This is a genomic window from Acinetobacter sp. CIP 102637 (assembly GCF_000368425.1).
Lineage (GTDB): Bacteria > Pseudomonadota > Gammaproteobacteria > Pseudomonadales > Moraxellaceae > Acinetobacter > Acinetobacter parvus.
The window spans coordinates 577,779-597,020 of sequence record NZ_KB849435.1 but is presented as its reverse complement, the minus strand read 5'-3'; the positions used below and the strand labels follow the sequence as shown (position 1 = coordinate 597,020).

14 protein-coding genes and 1 pseudogene are annotated in these 19,242 nt (G+C 42.8%); 11 read left to right on the top strand and 4 right to left on the bottom strand.

Features of this window, described 5'->3' with window-relative positions:
- Nucleotides 1-14: 14 nt before the first annotated feature.
- Nucleotides 15-833 carry a hydroxyethylthiazole kinase gene (gene thiM, locus F967_RS05810; protein ID WP_004759833.1) on the top strand — a complete coding sequence of 273 codons (819 nt, stop codon included), beginning with the start codon at nt 15-17 and terminating at the stop codon, nt 831-833.
- A 78-nt stretch (nt 834-911) separates the two neighbouring features.
- Here thiM and F967_RS05805 read toward each other — a convergent pair whose 3' ends face one another.
- A complete protein-coding gene (locus F967_RS05805; RefSeq protein WP_004798800.1) occupies nt 912-2,624 on the bottom strand; it encodes an AAA family ATPase in 1,713 nt (570 codons plus the stop codon).
- Between the two features lie 160 nt (nt 2,625-2,784).
- Between F967_RS05805 and F967_RS05800 the strand changes: the two genes are divergently transcribed.
- Nucleotides 2,785-3,750, top strand: a complete 966-nt coding sequence (locus F967_RS05800) for an alpha/beta hydrolase (RefSeq protein ID WP_034431202.1) — start codon at nt 2,785-2,787, stop codon at nt 3,748-3,750.
- 30 nt (nt 3,751-3,780) lie between these two features.
- Entirely contained in the window at nt 3,781-4,497 is a 717-nt protein-coding gene (locus F967_RS05795) for a glutamine amidotransferase (protein ID WP_004798795.1), read from the top strand.
- 67 nt (nt 4,498-4,564) lie between these two features.
- Here F967_RS05795 and F967_RS14325 read toward each other — a convergent pair whose 3' ends face one another.
- The gene (locus F967_RS14325; RefSeq protein WP_004677895.1) at nt 4,565-4,735 is read right to left on the bottom strand and encodes a cbb3-type cytochrome oxidase assembly protein; all 171 of its coding nucleotides are present in this window, start codon (nt 4,733-4,735) and stop codon (nt 4,565-4,567) included.
- Nucleotides 4,736-4,779: 44 nt separating this feature from the next.
- The gene (locus F967_RS05790; protein ID WP_004798792.1) at nt 4,780-5,598 is read right to left on the bottom strand and encodes a hypothetical protein; all 819 of its coding nucleotides are present in this window, start codon (nt 5,596-5,598) and stop codon (nt 4,780-4,782) included.
- A gap of 238 nt (nt 5,599-5,836) precedes the next feature.
- On the opposite strand from F967_RS05790, the gene F967_RS05785 reads away from it, so the two are divergent.
- Nucleotides 5,837-7,267: an aminotransferase-like domain-containing protein gene (locus F967_RS05785; RefSeq protein ID WP_004798790.1), complete on the top strand. Its 1,431-nt coding sequence runs from the start codon at nt 5,837-5,839 to the stop codon at nt 7,265-7,267.
- On the opposite strand, the gene F967_RS05780 is transcribed toward F967_RS05785, so the two are convergent.
- Entirely contained in the window at nt 7,228-8,310 is a 1,083-nt protein-coding gene (locus F967_RS05780; protein WP_004798788.1) for a helix-turn-helix transcriptional regulator, read from the bottom strand. The genes F967_RS05785 and F967_RS05780 overlap by 40 nt on opposite strands.
- A gap of 119 nt (nt 8,311-8,429) precedes the next feature.
- Here F967_RS05780 and F967_RS05775 point away from each other — a divergent pair, with 119 nt between their 5' ends.
- The 7 genes and pseudogenes from F967_RS05775 (at nt 8,430) to F967_RS05740 (ending at nt 19,130) form a co-directional block, all read left to right on the top strand.
- Complete coding sequence (locus tag F967_RS05775) at nt 8,430-9,146, top strand: enoyl-CoA hydratase/isomerase family protein (RefSeq protein WP_004681006.1); 717 nt, start codon at nt 8,430-8,432, stop codon at nt 9,144-9,146.
- A gap of 37 nt (nt 9,147-9,183) precedes the next feature.
- Nucleotides 9,184-10,011 (top strand): SDR family oxidoreductase, encoded by an 828-nt coding sequence (locus tag F967_RS05770; protein WP_004798785.1) that lies wholly within the window; start codon nt 9,184-9,186, stop codon nt 10,009-10,011.
- A 397-nt stretch (nt 10,012-10,408) separates the two neighbouring features.
- On the top strand, nt 10,409-13,972 hold the full coding sequence (gene dnaE / locus F967_RS05760) for a DNA polymerase III subunit alpha (protein WP_004798781.1): 3,564 nt from the start codon (nt 10,409-10,411) through the stop codon (nt 13,970-13,972).
- A gap of 13 nt (nt 13,973-13,985) precedes the next feature.
- A pseudogene (locus F967_RS05755) lies at nt 13,986-14,824 on the top strand (RNA methyltransferase).
- Nucleotides 14,817-15,629, top strand: coding sequence for a serine O-acetyltransferase (gene cysE, locus F967_RS05750; RefSeq protein WP_004798775.1), 813 nt, complete (start codon nt 14,817-14,819; stop codon nt 15,627-15,629). The pseudogene F967_RS05755 and the gene cysE overlap by 8 nt, the downstream one beginning before the upstream one ends.
- A 462-nt stretch (nt 15,630-16,091) precedes the next feature.
- The gene (locus F967_RS05745) at nt 16,092-17,000 is read left to right on the top strand and encodes an ABUW_2363 family tetratricopeptide repeat lipoprotein (protein WP_004677909.1); all 909 of its coding nucleotides are present in this window, start codon (nt 16,092-16,094) and stop codon (nt 16,998-17,000) included.
- Nucleotides 17,001-17,117: 117 nt separating this feature from the next.
- A complete protein-coding gene (locus F967_RS05740; protein ID WP_171062108.1) occupies nt 17,118-19,130 on the top strand; it encodes an esterase/lipase family protein in 2,013 nt (670 codons plus the stop codon).
- The last annotated feature ends 112 nt before the right edge of the window (nt 19,131-19,242 follow it).

The following is a 19,242-nucleotide window of genomic DNA, read 5'->3' as shown; positions in this document are numbered from 1 at the left end:
TATAAGGATTTGCGATGTCATCAAAACAACAACTGATTGAACAGATTATTCAGGCGTGGCATGAACTACAGCGACAAACACCTTTGGTTCAGTGCATGACCAATAGTGTTGCCAATAATTATGTGGCTAATATTCTGCTGGCGGCTGGCGCGTCCCCTGCCATGATTGACAACCCATTTGAGGCGGAAAGTTTTACGCAAATCAGTTCAGCCTTAAGTATCAATATCGGAACACCGACGACTGAACAAACTCAGGCTATGCTGATTTCGGCACAAACAGCGCAACAACATCAAGTGCCGTGGGTGCTTGATCCAGTGGGTTATGGTGCTGTTTTAAAATGGCGGAGTGAAACGGTTGACCAGCTTCTGCACTTTAAACCGACCATTATTCGGGGCAATGCCTCTGAAATCAGTACGCTTGCAGGCAGCCAGGTACAATCAAAAGGTGTGGACAGCACCCTCGATAGTCAGGGTGTCTATGCCCAGGCAAAAAGCCTATTACAGCATGCTGAATGTATTGCAATCTCAGGTGAATCGGACTACCTCATTTCCAGACAGCTTGATGCTGTGATTAAGGTGAACGGCGGGAGTCATTTGCAGCCTAAAATCACCGCAACAGGCTGTGCCCTGGGAGCATTAACGGCGGCATATAGTGCGGTCAGTTCCCCACTCATTGCAGCACTTGCCTCACATACACATTTCGCAATTGCGGGAAAGCTTGCCTATGATCAGGCACAAACCGTAGGCAGCTTTAATGTCATGTTTATGGATTATGTGCACATGCTTGATGAAAATCTGATTCAGCAATATGTGGATATAGAAATATTGGAATAAAACCCTATTTGGCATGAATAAAAGCCATTAAATAATGTCTAAATCATTGCCTTGAATCAGGTATGGCATTTATTCATCCTATTCAATAAACAACAGGGCTAAACGCACTTGATCATAAGCCATACGTGGACTGGTTGCCTCTACAATTGGACGCAGCTTGATTGAGCCATCTTCAGTGAAATGTTCAGGATTTTGGCGTTTTTGCAATTTCTTATAGATTTTGCGCACCTCTTCCACTACTTCATCGCCAGGATGAGCTACTGAAATATCCAGATTCTGTTCTTTGTGCAAACGTGCCAAATGATTGATGATGGTTGCAGGAGTCAGCCCTCTTTCACTGGCAATATCTTCAATATCATAACCCTCTTCAAACAGCGCCTTGGTTTCATCCAGAGTCGCGGCAGCATAACTTTGCTTTCCACCTTTGCTGAGCTTTTTCTCATTACGGCTAATTTCAGTCGGATTTAGCGTACCACCACAATGACGGATAAATGCATTTTGCTGTGTGGTTAAATCAACGTTTTCAAAATTGACTTCGGCTTCAGTAGAAAGTTCCTGAAAACGGCGATCCGCCTTAATGGCCAGACTATCCAACTCTAAAGCCTGATCATTAAAACCCAGTAGTTTTAAACCATTCAGGGACTTTAACCGCGACAGGGCCACATAGCCCTGACCTTTTTCAAAGGTATGGGTCAGGTTGATTTCTGCGGCTTCCAGTGTCATACCCTGACTTTTATGGATGGTGATTGCCCAGGCCAAACGTAAGGGAATCTGCTGAAAACTAGCAATCACCTTGCCTGCCTCATTTTCAATCGACCAAGTTTCTGGCTCAACCAATAAAGTTGTACCATCGGTCAATTTTACTTTAGGCAAAATACCGTTCTGATCATCTTCCTCAAAACCAATCACTTCTCCCAAGCTGCCATTGATATAGCCAAGGTCAAAGTTGTTTTTCACAAACATTACCTTGGCATGCTTTTTTAGGGTCAGTTCTTCAGGCGCACGTACAGACGATTTCAATGTTTCAATCAGCTTTTCATTACCATCCAGCACCGCATTAAACTGATGGCTTTCATTGTCAATCTCATTGAGATGTTGATAGTTGATATTATCGACATCCATATTATGGGTATATAAACGGGTAAAGGTTTCACCAATATCGTGCTGGCGTGATTGCTGTAACGCTCGAATATGTTCGGCCTGAATACTTTGCGCCCGAATCGCATTTAAAATCTGGTTGAGGATTTCATCATCCTGACGGTGTTGTTCGGTGAGATAACACACCCGAAATTTCGCCTCCACCCAAGCCTCAGACATAAAGCAGAATTTATCCCGATTGGCTTCACCATTACGCCCGACTGGTGGCAACTGGAAAAAATCGCCAGCGACAATGACCTGAATACCGCCAAATGCCTCATCACTCTCTTTAAAGTATTTCAGTACTTGATTGACCAAATTGAGCTGCTTGGCATGCAGCATTGAGATTTCATCAATAATCAGGACCTGCGCATTTTCCAGATGCTCTTTTAAATATTTGCGCTCTTTCATCCGTTTGAGATCGTCATCACTCAAATGGTCTTTAATCCCAATACCCGCCCAGGTATGAATGGTCATGCCATTCATGTGGGTTGCGGCAATCCCTGTAGATGCAGTAATGGCAACAGGCACCTTGCGTGCCTTTAGATAATTAATGTATTGATTAAGCGTATAGGTTTTTCCTGCACCTGCTGAACCCGTTAAAAAAACATTTTCTCCAGCTTTCAATAATTTCAGTGCAGTCTCTTGTTTCATAATTTCATCAGGTAAAAGTAGCAACCCATAGCTTACTGATTTTTTCTCAAAAATAAAAACCTAAACCGATCTGGAAAACCGCTCATATCTCAGATTGCCATTGACATCCAGATGTTTTCATTTAATGTGTTGATGAATGAATTTAGACTTTACATCAAAAATGAATACTTTAAATTTTTATACTTATCAACCAGATATCCTAGGGAATGGTTATCAGCAACTGACCCTGAACTTTGCTGATGATTATGATGGGAAAGTTGTTGCCACATTGGTGCGAAAAAAAGCTGCTCAGGCCACCAAAAAGGCTGTGTTGTATGTTCATGGCTTCGCTGATTATTTCTTTCAAAAAGAAATGGCTGAACAGTTTAACCAGCATGGCTATGACTTCTACGCACTTGACCTTAGAAAATATGGGCGTTCCAAACTCCCCCATCAAACCCTCTATTACGTGCGGGATTTACGTGAATATGATGCTGAAATCAGCAAGTCACTGGAGATCATTAGTCAGGAAAACCATAATCAGGTTTTGCTTGCTGGACATTCAACAGGTGGCTTGATCACAACCCTATATGCAGCACACTATCCTGACCATCGTCTGGTTAAGGCGTTATGGGCAAATAGTCCATTTTATGATTTCTTTAAGAGCATCATTGAGAAAAAAGTGGGGATTCCATTGCTGAGTGAATTTGGCAAGCGTTTCCCAAATGCCAAGTTTCCAAGCGGTCTAAACCCGTGGTATGTACCAAGTTTGCATAAAAAATTTCATGGTGAATGGGAGTTCAATCTGGAATGGAAACCTGAATCCATGCCATTTGTACAACTGTGCTTTGTGCATGCCATCCATGAAGCGCAAAAAGAAATCCATAAAGGCATTACACTGAATATTCCAACCCTGATCATGCATTCACATCAATCCAAATATCCTAAAAAATGGGGAATTGATGCCCAACAAAGCGACGTCATTCTTGATGTCAAAGACATGACCAATAATGCCAAAAAAATGAAAGGTGATATACAGACTTTATCAGTACACAACGGTTTGCATGATCTGGTACTTTCAGCCCCACCAGTACGGGAAAAAGTATACCAAGACTTATTTGCCTGGCTTGAGCAAAAAATGCCTTAACTCACTTCCAATATAGTGACCTGATAAACCATGAATACGATGGCAGTTTCATTACCTAAAACAGTTTATGCAATTCAACATCTTGCCTTTGAGGATTTAGGTTCTCTGGAAGATGCTTTTTATCAACTTGGCTTCCGCGTCCGTTATTTCGAAGCGGGTGTTGACGACCTCAGCACAGCCCTCAATTATGAGGGTTTAACCATCATCCTCGGTGGGCCAATTGGTGTTTATGAAACTGAGGACTACCCTTTCCTGATTGATGAGATTGCGTTGCTTAAACAGCGTTTGGCAGCCAATAAACCCACCATTGGTATTTGTCTGGGGGCGCAGTTAATTGCTCATGCACTGGGTGCCAAAGTCTATGCTGGACACCAAAAAGAGATTGGCTGGGGCAAACTGGACATTCAGCCTGTTGCTGAAAATATTCTGGCAGCGCTTGAAGATAACCATGTGTTGCATTGGCATGGCGACACATTCGACTTACCAGATCATGCGACCTTATTGGCAAGTTCAGATATTTATCCTCATCAAGCCTTTGCGATCGGAAAGCAGATTTTAGCCTTACAGTTTCATCTGGAAGTCAGTCAACACAGCTTTGAGAAATGGTTAATTGGTCATACCTGCGAAATACGTCATGCCAATTTGTCTATTCCCCAGTTAAGACAGGATAATCTGCTTTATGCAGCCCAACTGGAAAATCAGGCACAAAAAATTATCCAACGTTTTTTAGAAAATCTCAGCCATTAACATAAAATGGTGGAAATCAAAAAGCCTAGATGTTCTAGGCTTTTGGGGGCTTTAGACACCTAAATGATTAATGCTGTTGAATTGATTTTTGCATCTGTGTCGTATTCTGCTTCTGTTGCGATGGCATATAATCAGGCTCATTGCTAACAGCAAGAAAGAAGAAGACTAAAAACAAACAGCCTAATAAAATACTGATTCCAACGGTGAGATATGGAAATTTTGCTTGCTCTTTAGACATATCGTCTGCTCCTATTTAAATACTAAAATTCAATACTGCATCATCTACATCATGGATAATGCCCTGTAACTGGCACCATTTTGAATACGGGTTTGCATATATTCAGCATAGACCGACAACTTTTCAAAAATGTGTTCTGAATAAAACATATCTTCAATTAAGTGAGCGGCCTGTTTTTGGCTAAACTGGCCAATCTGTGCCACCAGTTGCGCATTCAGGTTCGAAAACAAAGTACAAATCGTTTTATGAAACTCATCTTTGTTTTTAAACAATAATTTTCGGGTATTGATCAATTTATCATTAACACTACGTTCTGTTGTATCGCAGCAAATCACGTCAATTTTTATCTGCAAATAATCCTGCAAGATTTGAATTTGATCCTGATTTACAGGTAAATGTGTAATCAAGAAAAGATGGGAAATATCTGTTCGACAGAGGGCTTTAATCAAAGTTCGAAATAGAAAATCAGCTTCTTTTTTAGGTTGTTCAACCAAATCCACATAAAGCTTTAGGCTTTGAAGCACTTCTTCAATTTTTAAATTGACACTTTTCTCAGCCTGATAATATTGATTCAGGATCGCCAAAACAGCGGTTGAAATCGGTGTTGTATAAATCACGGGCTGATTTAAATTGGCAATAATAAATGGGGCAAACAAATACCCAAGATTATTGTCATTTTCCTCTATTTTTTCTTGCACAATATAAGCGACTTTTTCTTTAGAAAAGTCTCTTAATACCTTGCCTCGTAACAAGGTTGCTTCAAGATTTACATAGTCAAGATGTAGCTGTTCTTGTACTGCTTGCGAAACCTCGCCATCCTGAAAAAGCTGGGTTATCGCATTAAGTTCTTTAGTTACAAACATCGCCCTATACACCTTTCAGCCAAACTATTGTCTTCTGATTGATCTGTACGTTTTGTATATTATTTAACAAACCGTACCGTTCTTGGTGTTATTTTGTAGAAGATATCAATTGCTGAATAGCTACAGAGGCTGTCTAAAAAAATATAACAGATGATTTATTTCCATCCCATCTGTTATAAAATTAGATAAATTACTCACAATACTCATAAACAGGTTCTCATTTTGGATTCAGTACCTTATGTATAAAGCAGAACAGTTAGCGCATAGCCTGAAACTTCTCATCCAAAACGGGACATGGGAGCCGCACAGCAAACTGCCATCTTTACGTGAACAGGTACAACGCTCAGGCTTGAGCCTCATCACAGTCATGAATGCCTATCAGGAGCTGGAAGCGCAGGGACTGATTTATTCAAAGGAAAAGTCAGGTTATTTTGTGGCTGAACAGAATCATATCCAGATTCCACAAGCTTATTCGGTGGTATCGTTAAACCCCAAAATTGAAATTAACTCACTGGTGTTCAAATACCTAAAATCAATTCAGTCTAAACAGGTCAGTCCTTTAGGCTCTGCATTCCCAGATAGCCAATTGCTCTATCCGCCCAAACTGATTCAGATCATGGGTCAGCTTTCCCGTAATCGACATAGTTATGATCAGACCAGCAACCTACCACCAGGCAACTTAGCGCTGAGAAAACTCATCGCACAACGCTATTGTATGCAAGGGATTCCAACTGATGCAGATGACATTGTGATTACATCAGGTGGTTTAGAGGCCCTTAATCTTTCCCTACAGGCAATTACCCAGCCTGGCGATTATATTTTACTACAGCAAACCATCTTTTATGGTGCATGGCAGGCTGCGGAACGCTTGGGTTTAAAGGTAATTACTCTTCCTGAGCACCCACAGCATGGCTTCGATATTGAAGCCTTTGAGCAAGTCATCAAGAATTACCCAATTAAGGTCTGCTGGTTTATGCTAAACGCCCATAACCCGATTGGATTTACGGTCAGTGATGAGATCAAATATAAAATCGCCAAGCTGTTGCATGAACATCAAATTCATTTGATCGAAGATGATGTCTATGAAGAACTGTTTTATGGCAATCAAAAGCCGCTACCCATGAAGTATTTCGATCAGCAAAATCTGGTGTTGCACTGCTCTTCTTTTTCCAAAACCTTGGGTTCAGGGTTCCGTATGGGATGGGTCTATGCGGGTAAATTTTCCGAACATATTCAGCATTTGCAATTGATGAGCACCATTTCAGCCAATGCGCTGATCCAGAATGCGCTGGTGGAGTTTCTCTCCCATCATCATTATGAAAAGCATCTGAGAACGCTTAGACGGGCTTTGGAAAAGAATAAAAAACAATTTTTTCAATATCTCAAACAACATCTACCGAAAGACTGTAAGGTATATAACTATCCAAGTGGCTATTTTCTCTGGATTCAGTTGCCAGACAAAGTCAGCAGTATGCAAGTCTATGAACAGCTGATTCAACAACAGGTAGGCGTTGCACCAAGCCCCTTATTTAATGTGTTGCCCTCACATCAACATTTTATTCGTATGAATTGTTCTTTCGAATGGACCGAACAGATTCAGCATTCGCTAAAACTTTTTATTAAAACGATTCAGTTGGCGATGTCGGATGAAGTGGCTTTGGACAAATAGCTTTTGCGATACTGACTCGGTGTTTCCCCAAACATCTTTTTAAAAGCGCGAATAAAATTGGTGGCTTCTTCATAACCCACCAAAACTGCAACGTTCTGAATAGTATATTGTGGTTGTTGCAGTAACTTCCTGGCTTGACTAAAACGTACCTCAGCCAAAATCTGTAAAAAAGTAGTTCCTTGTGCCTGCAAATGTCGCTTGATGGTTCGTTCAGACATATTCAAGCGTTGCGCAATTAAAGGAAGTGTTGGATAACCATTGCTTGAGTTATAAAGTAGTTCAGATTTAATACTTTTTTGCAGATCCCGTGTTGTTTCTTTGACTAATTTAAGTTTGTCATTTTCGCAATACAATAATGCCTGCTGGAATGCGACTTGATCAGCATTAGGATTTTTACAATGCAGATATTGCTTGGGAAAACGCAAACCATTGCGTTGCTGATTAAAATGAATCTTGATTTGGGAGAGATCGATACGTTTATAATTCTGTGCATCGGACCAATCGACAAAGACCTCACAACGTTCAACAATTTTTTTAGAAAATACACCAAGAAAATGAATTGCGCCAAACAGCAAACTCTCAATCAGAAAGTGTCGTAATTGATCAGATTGCTGCTCATTGCCAAATTTAACAGGATGTACACCATCCAAATAGACATAGACAAAGTCTTCATCAATATAAGATTCAGGGGTAAAGTTCTGGATTCGTGTACAGAAATACTGTTGGCACAGCGTTAATGCAGTTTCAACATCCGTACAACTCAGAAATGCAAAACCTAAGGCTCCATGCGAAGTGGGACGTAATTTAAAACCATATTCAATACCCAGACGCGGATTTCCCGTCAGCCTTAAAGCATTCACCACCAGCTTTGACCATTGATGCGCACTCATTTTGGCATCGGCTTGTTTCATTTCTGTGAGCATTAATCCTGTACCAGCCAAAACTGTTTCAGTATCAATCGCATAATCATGCACAATTTCTAATAATAGATGTGCATAAGAAACCGAGATGGTTTCCTGAAACAATCCAAAAGGATCTCGCATCGCACATCCCCTGTCCTAAAATGATCATCAATATGGCATAGTCACACCTATTGTGCGAGTGTTTTATTCGAAATAATGACTGCAATCAATCAACCATCGCAGAATGAGGAAGCGCTTCAATGACCACCATGACGCTTGATCAACAGCAGTCTATTTATGTTCTCACCTTAACCAATGGCGATCAGGACAATGCCTTAAATCAAGATGTGCTAAATGAATATATCGAGATCTTTGATGAAATCGAACGTGATTCGCACAATGCTTGCCTAGTCATTCAAAGCGACCATCCCAAAACATTTTGCAATGGCTTAGACCTCGCATGGTTAATGCAACAATCCATGCAAGATAAAAAAGCCTTTACCTTACAACTGGAAAATATGCTGCTGCGCTTGGCTTTGCTTAATCTACCTGTCATTGCGGAAATTAACGGCAATGCTTATGCTGGTGGTGCAATCTTGGCATCTGCATGTGATTTTCGCTTGATGCGGGCAGATAAAGGACGTTTTTGCTTTCCCGAAGTCAAACTCACTATTCCTTTCACTGACTGTATTGCAGAGATTGTGCAGCTCATTCCCAATCAACATGCGATCTGGGAGATGTCATTAACGGGTAAATCCATGACAGGGATTGAGTGCTTAGACGCACATGTGGTTCATCAAATTCACCCTGCCGAATCATTAAATAATGAAGTATTTAAGTTTGCTGAAGAGATGTCACAAAAGCATCGCCAAACCTATGCCGTAATCAAACGTCAGTTACGCCATCGCATTGTTGAAATTGCCAAGCAACGACAGCTATACAATCCAGAAAAATTTGCACATCCTTTTATGATTTAAATCAGCTTTTATAACAACTCGAATATAGGACATCGACATGAGTAATATGCAAGGAAAAACCATTTTTATTACGGGTGGCAGCCGAGGAATTGGCAGAGCCATTGCGCTGAAAGCAGCACAAGCTGGGGCAAATGTTGTCATTGCAGCAAAAACTGAAGTGGAAACAGCGAAATTAACGGGCACAATTTATAGCGTCGCCGAAGAGATTGATGCTGCTGGCGGCAAAGCTCTGCCCATACTTTTAGATGTGCGAGATGAACAGCAGATTCATGCTGCCATGCAACAAGCAGCCAGGAACTTTGGTGGTATTGATGTATTAATAAACAATGCAGGTGCAATTGCACTCACAGGTGTCGAAGCCACTTCCTTAAAACAATATGACCTGATCCAAACCATTAACCACCGTGCAACCTTTATTTGTGCGCAGGCCGCTTTGCCCTATCTCAAACAAGCACAACATCCGCATATTTTAAGCTTATCGCCACCTGTAAATATGTCACCTAAATGGTTAGGCATGCTCTCGCCTTATGCCTTGTCTAAGTATGGTATGACAATTCTGACTTTAGGTATGGCAGAGGAATTTCAGCATTATGGAATTTCCTGTAACACGCTTTGGCCTGAGACCTATATTGCAACGGCAGCTGTTTCGAAAAACCTAGGTGAGGAAAATACCTTACAGGTCAGTCGTAAACCTGAAATTATGGCAGATGCGGCTTATGCGATTTATACCACCGCCAAAGGTGAACTTACGGGACAAAGCCTCACCGATGAACAGGCCTTAGCCAGAATTGGCATTATGGATTTTTCTAAATATGCTTGTGTTGATGGTCATACACAACTACAAAAAGATTTCTTTCTGGATTGATCTGGGTGCAATATCATTTTTAGCAACCTACTCAAATAGTTGAACTGAACCATTTAGTTGCATTCTATTTATCAAGGTTGAAAGCAGCCAAAAAGCTGCCTTTCAATCTTGAAAACGCTCCATGTCATACAAGTTTCCACTATTTTTAACTGCCCCCACCCACCAGCAAGGCTAGGAACCAGCACCATTCATAAACAGATAAAATTTGAGCAAGCACATTCCAACCACAAATATATCCATCTTAGCTTTTGATTTATAAGCATATAAAAATAAAAAATTATTTTTCAAATTTAACCCAAATAACAAGATAGACATACAGTTTGCCAAAATATTAAGCATGTCATTATAAGTTTGCATGCTAAACTATGCCTTGGTTTGAAAAAGGATCGTCTTGACTATGCAGTTTGTTCATCTCGGTATACATACAGAATTTTCGATTACCGAATCGATTGTTCGCATACCCGATTTGGTCAAAGTTGCTGCTGCAGAAGAAATGCCTGCGCTTGCCATCACCGATTTGTCCAACCTGCATGCGGCGGTAAAATTTTACGGCGCATGTCTGGGTAAAGGCATCAAGCCTATTATGGGCAGTGTCATTCGCCTGAATGATGCCGAACATCGCGCAACTTTGCTTGCCATGAGTAACAAGGGATGGCGAAATCTCACGGAAATTGTGTCGCGTGGTTTTATTGAGGGACAACAACTCAGCACACCCTGCATACAAAAAGAATGGATACTCGAACAGGCGCAAGACCTGATCATTCTGCTGGGTCAGCACAGTGATGTTGGCAAGATGCTCTGCTCATCCAACCCACAGAAAGCTGAACCGTTAATGGAAGCGTGGATTGAAAAATTTGGCGACCGTGTTTATTTAGCCCTGACCCGTACCGAACGTGTTGGCGAAGAGGATTTTATCCTACAGGCTGCAAAACTTGCCGCAAAATATCAAATTGGTGTGGTGGCACACAACGATGTGCATTTTATTGAGCAGGACGATTTTGAGGCGCATGAAGCCCGTGTATGTATTGCCGATGGTTATGTCCTAAGTGACGACAAACGCCCCAAACCCTACAGCCCTGAACAATATTTTAAAACGGCCGAGCAAATGTCTGAACTGTTTTCAGACATTCCAAGTGCCATTGCAAACACCTACGAGATTGCAAAACGCTGCAATGTCAGCTTACAGTTGGGTACTTATTTCCTACCTGACTTCCCAATTCCTGATGGCTATACCATTGACACCTATTTTGAGCATTTGTCGCGTACAGGTCTGGAAGAACGTCTAAATCATCTTTACCCAGTTGAAAAACGTGGTGAAGACTGGGCAGAGGTTCGCCAGCCCTACGATGAGCGAATCAAGTATGAAGTCGACATTATCCTGAAAATGGGATTCCCAGGTTACTTCCTGATCGTCATGGACTTTATCCAGTGGGCAAAAAATAATGGCGTACCTGTGGGGCCTGGTCGTGGTTCAGGTGCAGGTTCACTGGTTGCTTATAGCTTAAAAATTACCGACCTTGACCCACTGCGTTATGACCTACTGTTTGAACGTTTCCTTAACCCAGAACGTGTCTCCATGCCCGATTTTGACGTGGATTTCTGCATTGCAGGTCGTGACCGTGTAATTGAGTATGTGGCACAGCATTATGGTCGTGAAGCGGTTTCACAGATTGCAACATTCGGTACTATGGCAGCCAAAGGTGCGATTCGTGATGTTGCCCGTGTACTGGGCAAGTCTTATGGTCTGGCTGACCGTATTTCCAAAATGGTGCCAACCAAACCGCTGGGTGTGGATTTAAAGCAAGCGATTGAAATGGAGCCGCAGCTCAAGGATATCGTCACCAATCCATCCAACCCAGATCATGATGATGCCGCCGAAATCTGGGAAATGGCGCTCAAGCTTGAGGGCATTACCCGTAACACAGGCAAGCATGCGGGTGGTGTGGTCATTGCACCAGGTAAAATTACTGATTATTCCGCTGTGCTGTGTGATGCTGATGGCACCAACCGCGTTGCACAATACGATAAAGATGACGTTGAAGCTGCAGGTCTGGTTAAATTTGACTTCTTAGGTTTGCGTAACCTGACCGTTATTGAAGATGCCGTTCAGAATATTAATAAAAGAATCAAGTCAGATACCCCACTCGACATTGCCAATGTTGAATTGGATGACAAAGATGCCTATCTGGTTTTTGCCGAGGCAAACACCACCGCGGTATTCCAGTTTGAATCCGTCGGCATGAAAAAGATGCTCAAGGAAGCCAGACCGAGCAAGTTCGAAGAGATTATCGCGTTCGTTTCCCTATACCGTCCTGGCCCGATGGACCTGATTCCAGACTTTATCCACCGTATGCATGGTGGCGAGTTTGAATATCTGCATCCATTGCTTGAAAGTGTATTGGAACCCACTTATGGCATCATGGTGTATCAGGAACAGGTCATGCAGGCAGCACAGTTCTGTGCAGGCTATACGCTGGGTGGCGCGGACCTGCTGCGTCGCGCCATGGGTAAAAAGAAACCCGAGGAAATGGTCAAACAGCGCCAGATCTTTATTGAAGGTGCTGCCAAGAAAGATATTGATGAGGCAACCGCGAACCATATCTTTGACTATATGGAAAAGTTTGCTGGCTATGGTTTTAACAAATCACACGCCGCAGCCTATGCACTGGTTGCCTATCATACAGCATGGTTAAAGGCACATTACCCTGCCGAATTTATGGCGGCGGTATTGTCATCGGAAATGCAGAACACTGACAGCATTGTATTCCTGATCGATGACTGCCGTAACAACAAACTCGACGTATTGCCACCCTCTGTCAATATGTCGCTATACCATTTCCATGCCAGTGATGAACGCACCATTGTTTATGGGTTGGGTGCAATCAAGGGTGTGGGCGAACAGGCAATGCAGTCGGTGATTGATTCACGGATCAAGGAAGGCCCGTATAAAGACCTGTTTGATTTCTGCCATCGTATTGACCTGAAAAAAATCAATAAACGCACACTTGAAGCCTTGATCCGTGCAGGTGCGCTGGATTGTCTGGGCATTGAACGTTCCAGCCTGATGGCACAGCTTCCAGAAGCGGTCCAGGCGGCTGAACAGGCACGTAGCAACCGTGAAACGGGAATTATGGACCTGTTTGGTGAGGTTGAAGAAGTTCAGCGTAAACCAGCCAAACCTGTCAAACCGTGGTCAGATGAAGTCCGTTTAAAAGGTGAAAAAGATACGCTGGGCCTGTATTTAACAGGTCACCCGATTGATACCTATCGTGCTGAACTCAAGCAGTTTGTTTCTGTAAAACTAAACGAACTGACGCCAACAAGACGGGGTGTCACCAGCATTTTTGCGGGTCTGGTGGTGGATATTGCCAACTTCCCGAACCGTATTATGATTACCCTGGATGATGGCACTGCTCGTGTTGAAATCAGCTGCAATCATGAACGTTTCCAGCGCCATAAAGACATTATTAAACTGGAACAGGTGGTGGTGATTGAGGGTGAGATTTATGAACGTGAGGGCTTTGACCGCCCGATGGCACGTTTAAGCAAGGCATTTAATTTAAATGAAATACGGCAAAAACGGGCACAGAACATTCAGATTCGCCTGGCACATGACCTGATGGGTAAATCTTTGGCAAAAGATCTGCAAGGCATGCTTTTGCCTTACTGCAACATTGATATGTGTCAGCATATTGGGGTGCAAATCCAGATTGAGCAAAGTTTTGCAAGCGCTGAACTTTTGCTGGGCGCACAATGGAAAGTTGCCCCACTTGACGAGCTACTCGCTAAACTGCGTGACTATTTCGGCAAGGATGCGATTTACATCGAATATCAGGTCAAGTCTAAAGCTGCCAAAGCGGTTGAGACACCTAGAGTTGCGGTTGTTGCGCCACCGCCTGACAATATGTCAATGGACGAAGCTCTAGACCTCTATCAAGCCGAAGTCTCCCAGTATTCTTAATTTTGGATAATCTATGAAGCAGTTTGACCAAAATCATGTGTCCAAACATTTGGAACATGTGCGTATTGTAATGGTGAACACCACGCTACCCGCCAATATCGGCAGTGCCTTACGTGCCATGAAAACCATGGGACTTTCCAAGCTTGTGCTTGTTGCACCAAAGACATATCCGCATCCTGACATTGATGCCCTTGCTGCAGGCGCACAGGATTTAATTGAGCAGATTGAAATTGTGGAAACGCTGGAACAGGCCATTCAGGATTGCCATCTGGTTTTTGGAACCAGTGCCCGCAGCCGAACCATTCCGTGGCCACTACTCGATGTTCGCCCTGCGGCTAAAGAAGCCTTGCAGGCAGCCAGCCAACAACAAAATATCGCGATTGTGTTTGGTCGTGAAGACCGTGGACTCACCAATGAAGAATTGGCGCTTGCCAATTACCACCTGACCATTCCAGTCAATCCTGAGTATGGTGTTTTAAATGTCGCACAAGCGATTCAAGTCATTTGTTATGAGTTGAGAATGGCTGCACTCGAACAAAATACGCAACAAATGACTGTTGTTCCAGATGATCACATGCAACTTAAACAACAACAGAGCATGCAATGGGATGAGCCTTTGGTCACGCAGCAGCAAATGCAAGAGTTTTATCCCCATTTGGAAAAAATGCTGACTGAAATTGAGTTTTTGGACCCCAATAATCCCCGTTTGCTACCGTTACGCTTGCGCCGTTTATTTGGAAGGATACAATTAGATCGTATGGAATATCATTTGTTACGCGGAATCTTTAGCCGCGTACAGGCTTTAGCCAATGGTTCATGGAAAAAATAACGGAGGATCATTCCAATGATTAAACAGCTTAAAGAAGATATTCAGGCTGTATTTGCACGTGATCCTGCTGCACGCAATACGCTGGAAGTTCTCACCACCTATCCCGGGATTCATGCCCTGATCATGCATCGTATGGCCCATGAACTCTGGAAAAAAGAGTACAAAGGCACGGCTCGCCTGCTTTCCTCCTTTAGCCGATTTGCCACAGGTATTGAAATTCATCCAGGTGCAAAAATTGGCAAACGTTTCTTCATTGATCATGGCATGGGTGTGGTGATTGGTGAAACTGCCGAAATTGGTGATGATGTTACCCTTTATCATGGAGTAACGCTTGGCGGCACCACTTGGAATAAAGGCAAGCGCCACCCCACGCTTGAAGATGGTGTGGTGGTCGGTGCAGGCGCCAAAATTCTTGGACCATTTACTGTTCATAAAGGGGCAAAAGTCGGTTCAAATGCGGTTGTGACCAAGGAAGTTCCTGAGGGCGTAACCGCCGTTGGCAGCCCTGCACGATACATTTTCAAGGATAAAACCCAGATTGAGCAGGATGAGGCACGCCGCCGTGATTATGCTGAAAGCATCGGTTTCCAGCCTTATGCCACCACTCAGGAGCAAACAGACCCTTTACTGGAAGGTATTCGGGTGTTACTGGATCGAATGCAGCAAAATGAAAAGCGCATGAATGTTCTATGCCAGCGTCTTTCTTTACTTGACCCGACCTATAAAGGTCAGAAAGCAACCACTCAACCTTTTAGCAAGGAAGAGCTAAAAATTATTGAGGAAGTTAGGCGTGAATGTGAAGCCCAAACCAAAACATCTGCCACATAATAAGAGATAGGTATCAATAGGCCTTATTTTTGACATCCTCCCCGACCTAAAGGAGGGGGATTCCTACTGCTAGATGGCAATGTCCTGCCACGAAACAGATACTATAGTTCTCTGCTTCTTATTCCAATGTAGTCCTACCTTTCGGATTGCAAAGAGTGCACGGATTACAATGGGGAAAACTGTTTTTTTCGTGTTGTATCAGTCTGCTGACTAAAAATATACAACGTAATTATCATAGCACATGGATTACTAGATTCAAATGTTTTTAGCAATCCTAGCTAATCCCCACAAGGGGGACTAGCGGATTGCAGCCTTATATCCTCGGGCTAAACCCCGAGGTTTTACGGCTATTCGGATAAAGAAATGTAACAAGCTTCTCGTTGCAAGTTGGTTTTGCTTTTCCTAGACTGGTAAAACCAACGACCCACCTAGTTAATTCACTAAAATTAATGGATATAAAGCATGAATTTTAAGCCTTTGGCATTACTTGTACTTTCAACTTCAGTTTTAACTGCATGTGGTACCCCACCTGTTGTAAAAAAGGAAGTGGCAGCAGCACCCCAGCCTTTTGTTTTTAAAGAACCAGACCCAACACCACCTTTTTATGCTTTGAATCCAGTTAATTATGATGCGCCACCAAGTTTTGAGCTTGCAATTAAGGATGCAACAGCACAGCCTGTGACCAAAATGGTGGTAAGCCTACAGAATGACCCATCAAAATCAACCACACTTGAAGTGAACAAACTGATTGTGCCAACGGTCAACAGCAAACAGCGCAGCATGAAATATGCCGTGCTTGCAGGCGATAATGAAGTTGATGTGACTGAAATTGATGATTTCCTGCAACTGGTTGAAGGCAAGGCCCGTCACTATCCACCACGTTTCCCTGACCGTCAGGAACGTAAAGGTTACGAAGCTAAATTAAAAGAAACTACACAAAAGCTGGATGCTCTAGCCGAACAGCCAAATGCATCACTGGATGTGTTGACCCGTGCCTTTAAAGCCAGTGTGATGGCACGCAATATGGACCTCGGAACAGCGTACACCACCAAATCCCTGAATTATGCACAGCGTATTCTGGCGATCAGTCCAAATGACCCTGAAACCAACTTCTGGTTTGGGTTTGGTTTGTCTGAAGGCGGCGGTCAGCGTGAGGCAATTCCATATTTAGACAAGGCCATTAAAGGTGGTGTACAGGAAGCCTATCTTTCTGCCGCAAACAACTTTCTTTGGTTAGAACAAAAGAAAAATGCCATCCAGACCTTAAAGAACTATAAAGTGAAATATCCAGATGAAGCTGAAGTGGCTGACCGCCTTATTAGCGAAGTGGAATCTGGTAAACGCTGGAATGTATGGCAAGTGCTAAACTGATCCAGATTTTTTGTAAAAATAGACTGCTCTAAGCAGTCTATTTTTTTATACCGATTGAAAAAGCAACCGTTTTTCGTATTATAGCTCTAATCTTCGTACTTAATTTGCTGAATTCCGATGCTAGCATTTACTCCAAATTGTCGCCTATTTATTATTACCCTGCTGAGCACGATGGTCATGAGCGGTTGTCAGGTAGTCAGCCTTAAACAACAGGCGATTGATGTCACCATTGCCAATGAACGTAACAGTATTTTAACCCAGAAAAAATTAAGTGAAGCCAGCCTCAATGTCCTGTCCATGTCGGGCAAGGAAGCCAGAGTCTGTTCACAGACACCGAATGAATGTATTGCCGACCTACATAAAATTCCACAAATATTGGATGAACAGTTACTCTCAACAGCAAGTGAACTTTATCTGGCCAAATCCATGGCACTTTCAGATTCATCTGAATGTAAAATAAGTAAGCTGACCAAACATAAGTCTGAAGATGACCAGAAAATTATCCAGAAAAATTATGAGAACTGTCTAGACCAACAACTGGAAAATCTGGATAAAAGTATCCGCTATAGTTATGCCTATTTATTTAAAACCTCCCGAAAGCCACAGGAACGGATTTTTGATAACCGACAGGTTCAGGTTCGGGATTTTTACAATCAGGCGCTGACCCAATTGGTCAATGTGCATAGTCTAAGAAACCCCACCACCAATATCACCCCAACCATTAAGATTGCTAACAGCACCTATACCGTTGATATTCAGTCCTATCAACGGTTACAGGACATGAAGCTTGAGAAGTTTATTTCAAGCTATAACATGAATTTCTCTGGTTTAAGGGCCATTAACCGCCGTGACGGTTTCGGCTCCGACTTTGTTGCGGTATTTCCCTCTGGTGATGCATCACAGCATGACAATAAATATATTCTTGACCCTTTAACCTATCATTATCCAAAAGGTACTAATCCAAACATTCACAAGGCCCGTTATCTGGCGGCAACCATTATTGCCCAGCCGAAAAAACCAACCGCTTCAGTGAATGATGTTTTAACCAGCCCTGAATTTGAGATTAAGGTCTATGACCCGTATAGCATTGACAAAGTCAATATCGCAGGCCAGCCGTATTCATTAGCTGCCAATTTTTCCGCACCCTATGGTTTATGGCTGGCTGAAAATAATCTGCGTGCGGCAGCATACCTAACGCTGATTGACCGTGAGCAGCATTTAACCATGCCGCATCTCTATATGCTGGAACCCTACAATCCCAACAAGAAGATCATTGTACTGGTGCATGGTCTGGCCAGTAGCCCTGAAGCATGGATTGCCGTGACCAACGACATTATGGGGGATGCTGTACTACGTGAACATTATCAGGTGTGGCAAGTTTTTTATTCAACCAACATGCCGATTCTGGAAAGCCGTTTCCAGATTTATGCCCTGCTCAAGCAAGCCTTTTCCACCGTCAATCCTAAAGATGCGGCTGCAAAGGATGCTGTCTTAGTTGGGCACAGTATGGGCGGAATTATTAGCCGCCTACTGGTCAGTAATGCCGATATTTCCAAACAGGCTCTAGGGATGATGAAAAATCGTCAACAGACCCGCTTGAGAAAGCATCCCGTGATTGGTGAACGGCTGAAAATGAAACCGATCACCAACTTTGACCGTGCCATTTTCCTGGCCGCACCACATCGTGGGACAGATTATGCGGATCGCTGGTTTACTCTGGCTGCACGTAAGATTATTCGCCTGCCTGCAACATTCCTTACCACATTGGCAGATACCTTGACCAGTGATGATGTTGACCTGAAAGATTTCGTAAAAACCCTAACCAATGACGTGATTCAGAATGGTCCAAGTGACTTGAGCAAAAAGTCCAAGTTCATGGAATTGACTGCCAATATTCCACCAGAAAAAGGTCTGGTGTTCCATTCAATTATGGGCAACATCACCAAGAATGACGACCCTAATGTAATTACTGACGGGATTGTGCCTTATAAAAGCGCCCATTTAGATGGTGCTGTTTCTGAAAAAATCATTCATGGCGGCCACTCGATTCAGGAAACGCCAGAAGCAATTCTGGAATTGCGACGAATCCTGCGCCAGCACCTTGTTGATCATGGTTTATATAAACCTTAACTCAACCTAATAAGCCCAAATCCTGTTTGGGCTTATTATTAAGTTTAGCTAAATCATACATCCTAAAGATCAGATATGTTTAGGACTATTTAAAGCTGAACTAACATGTTAA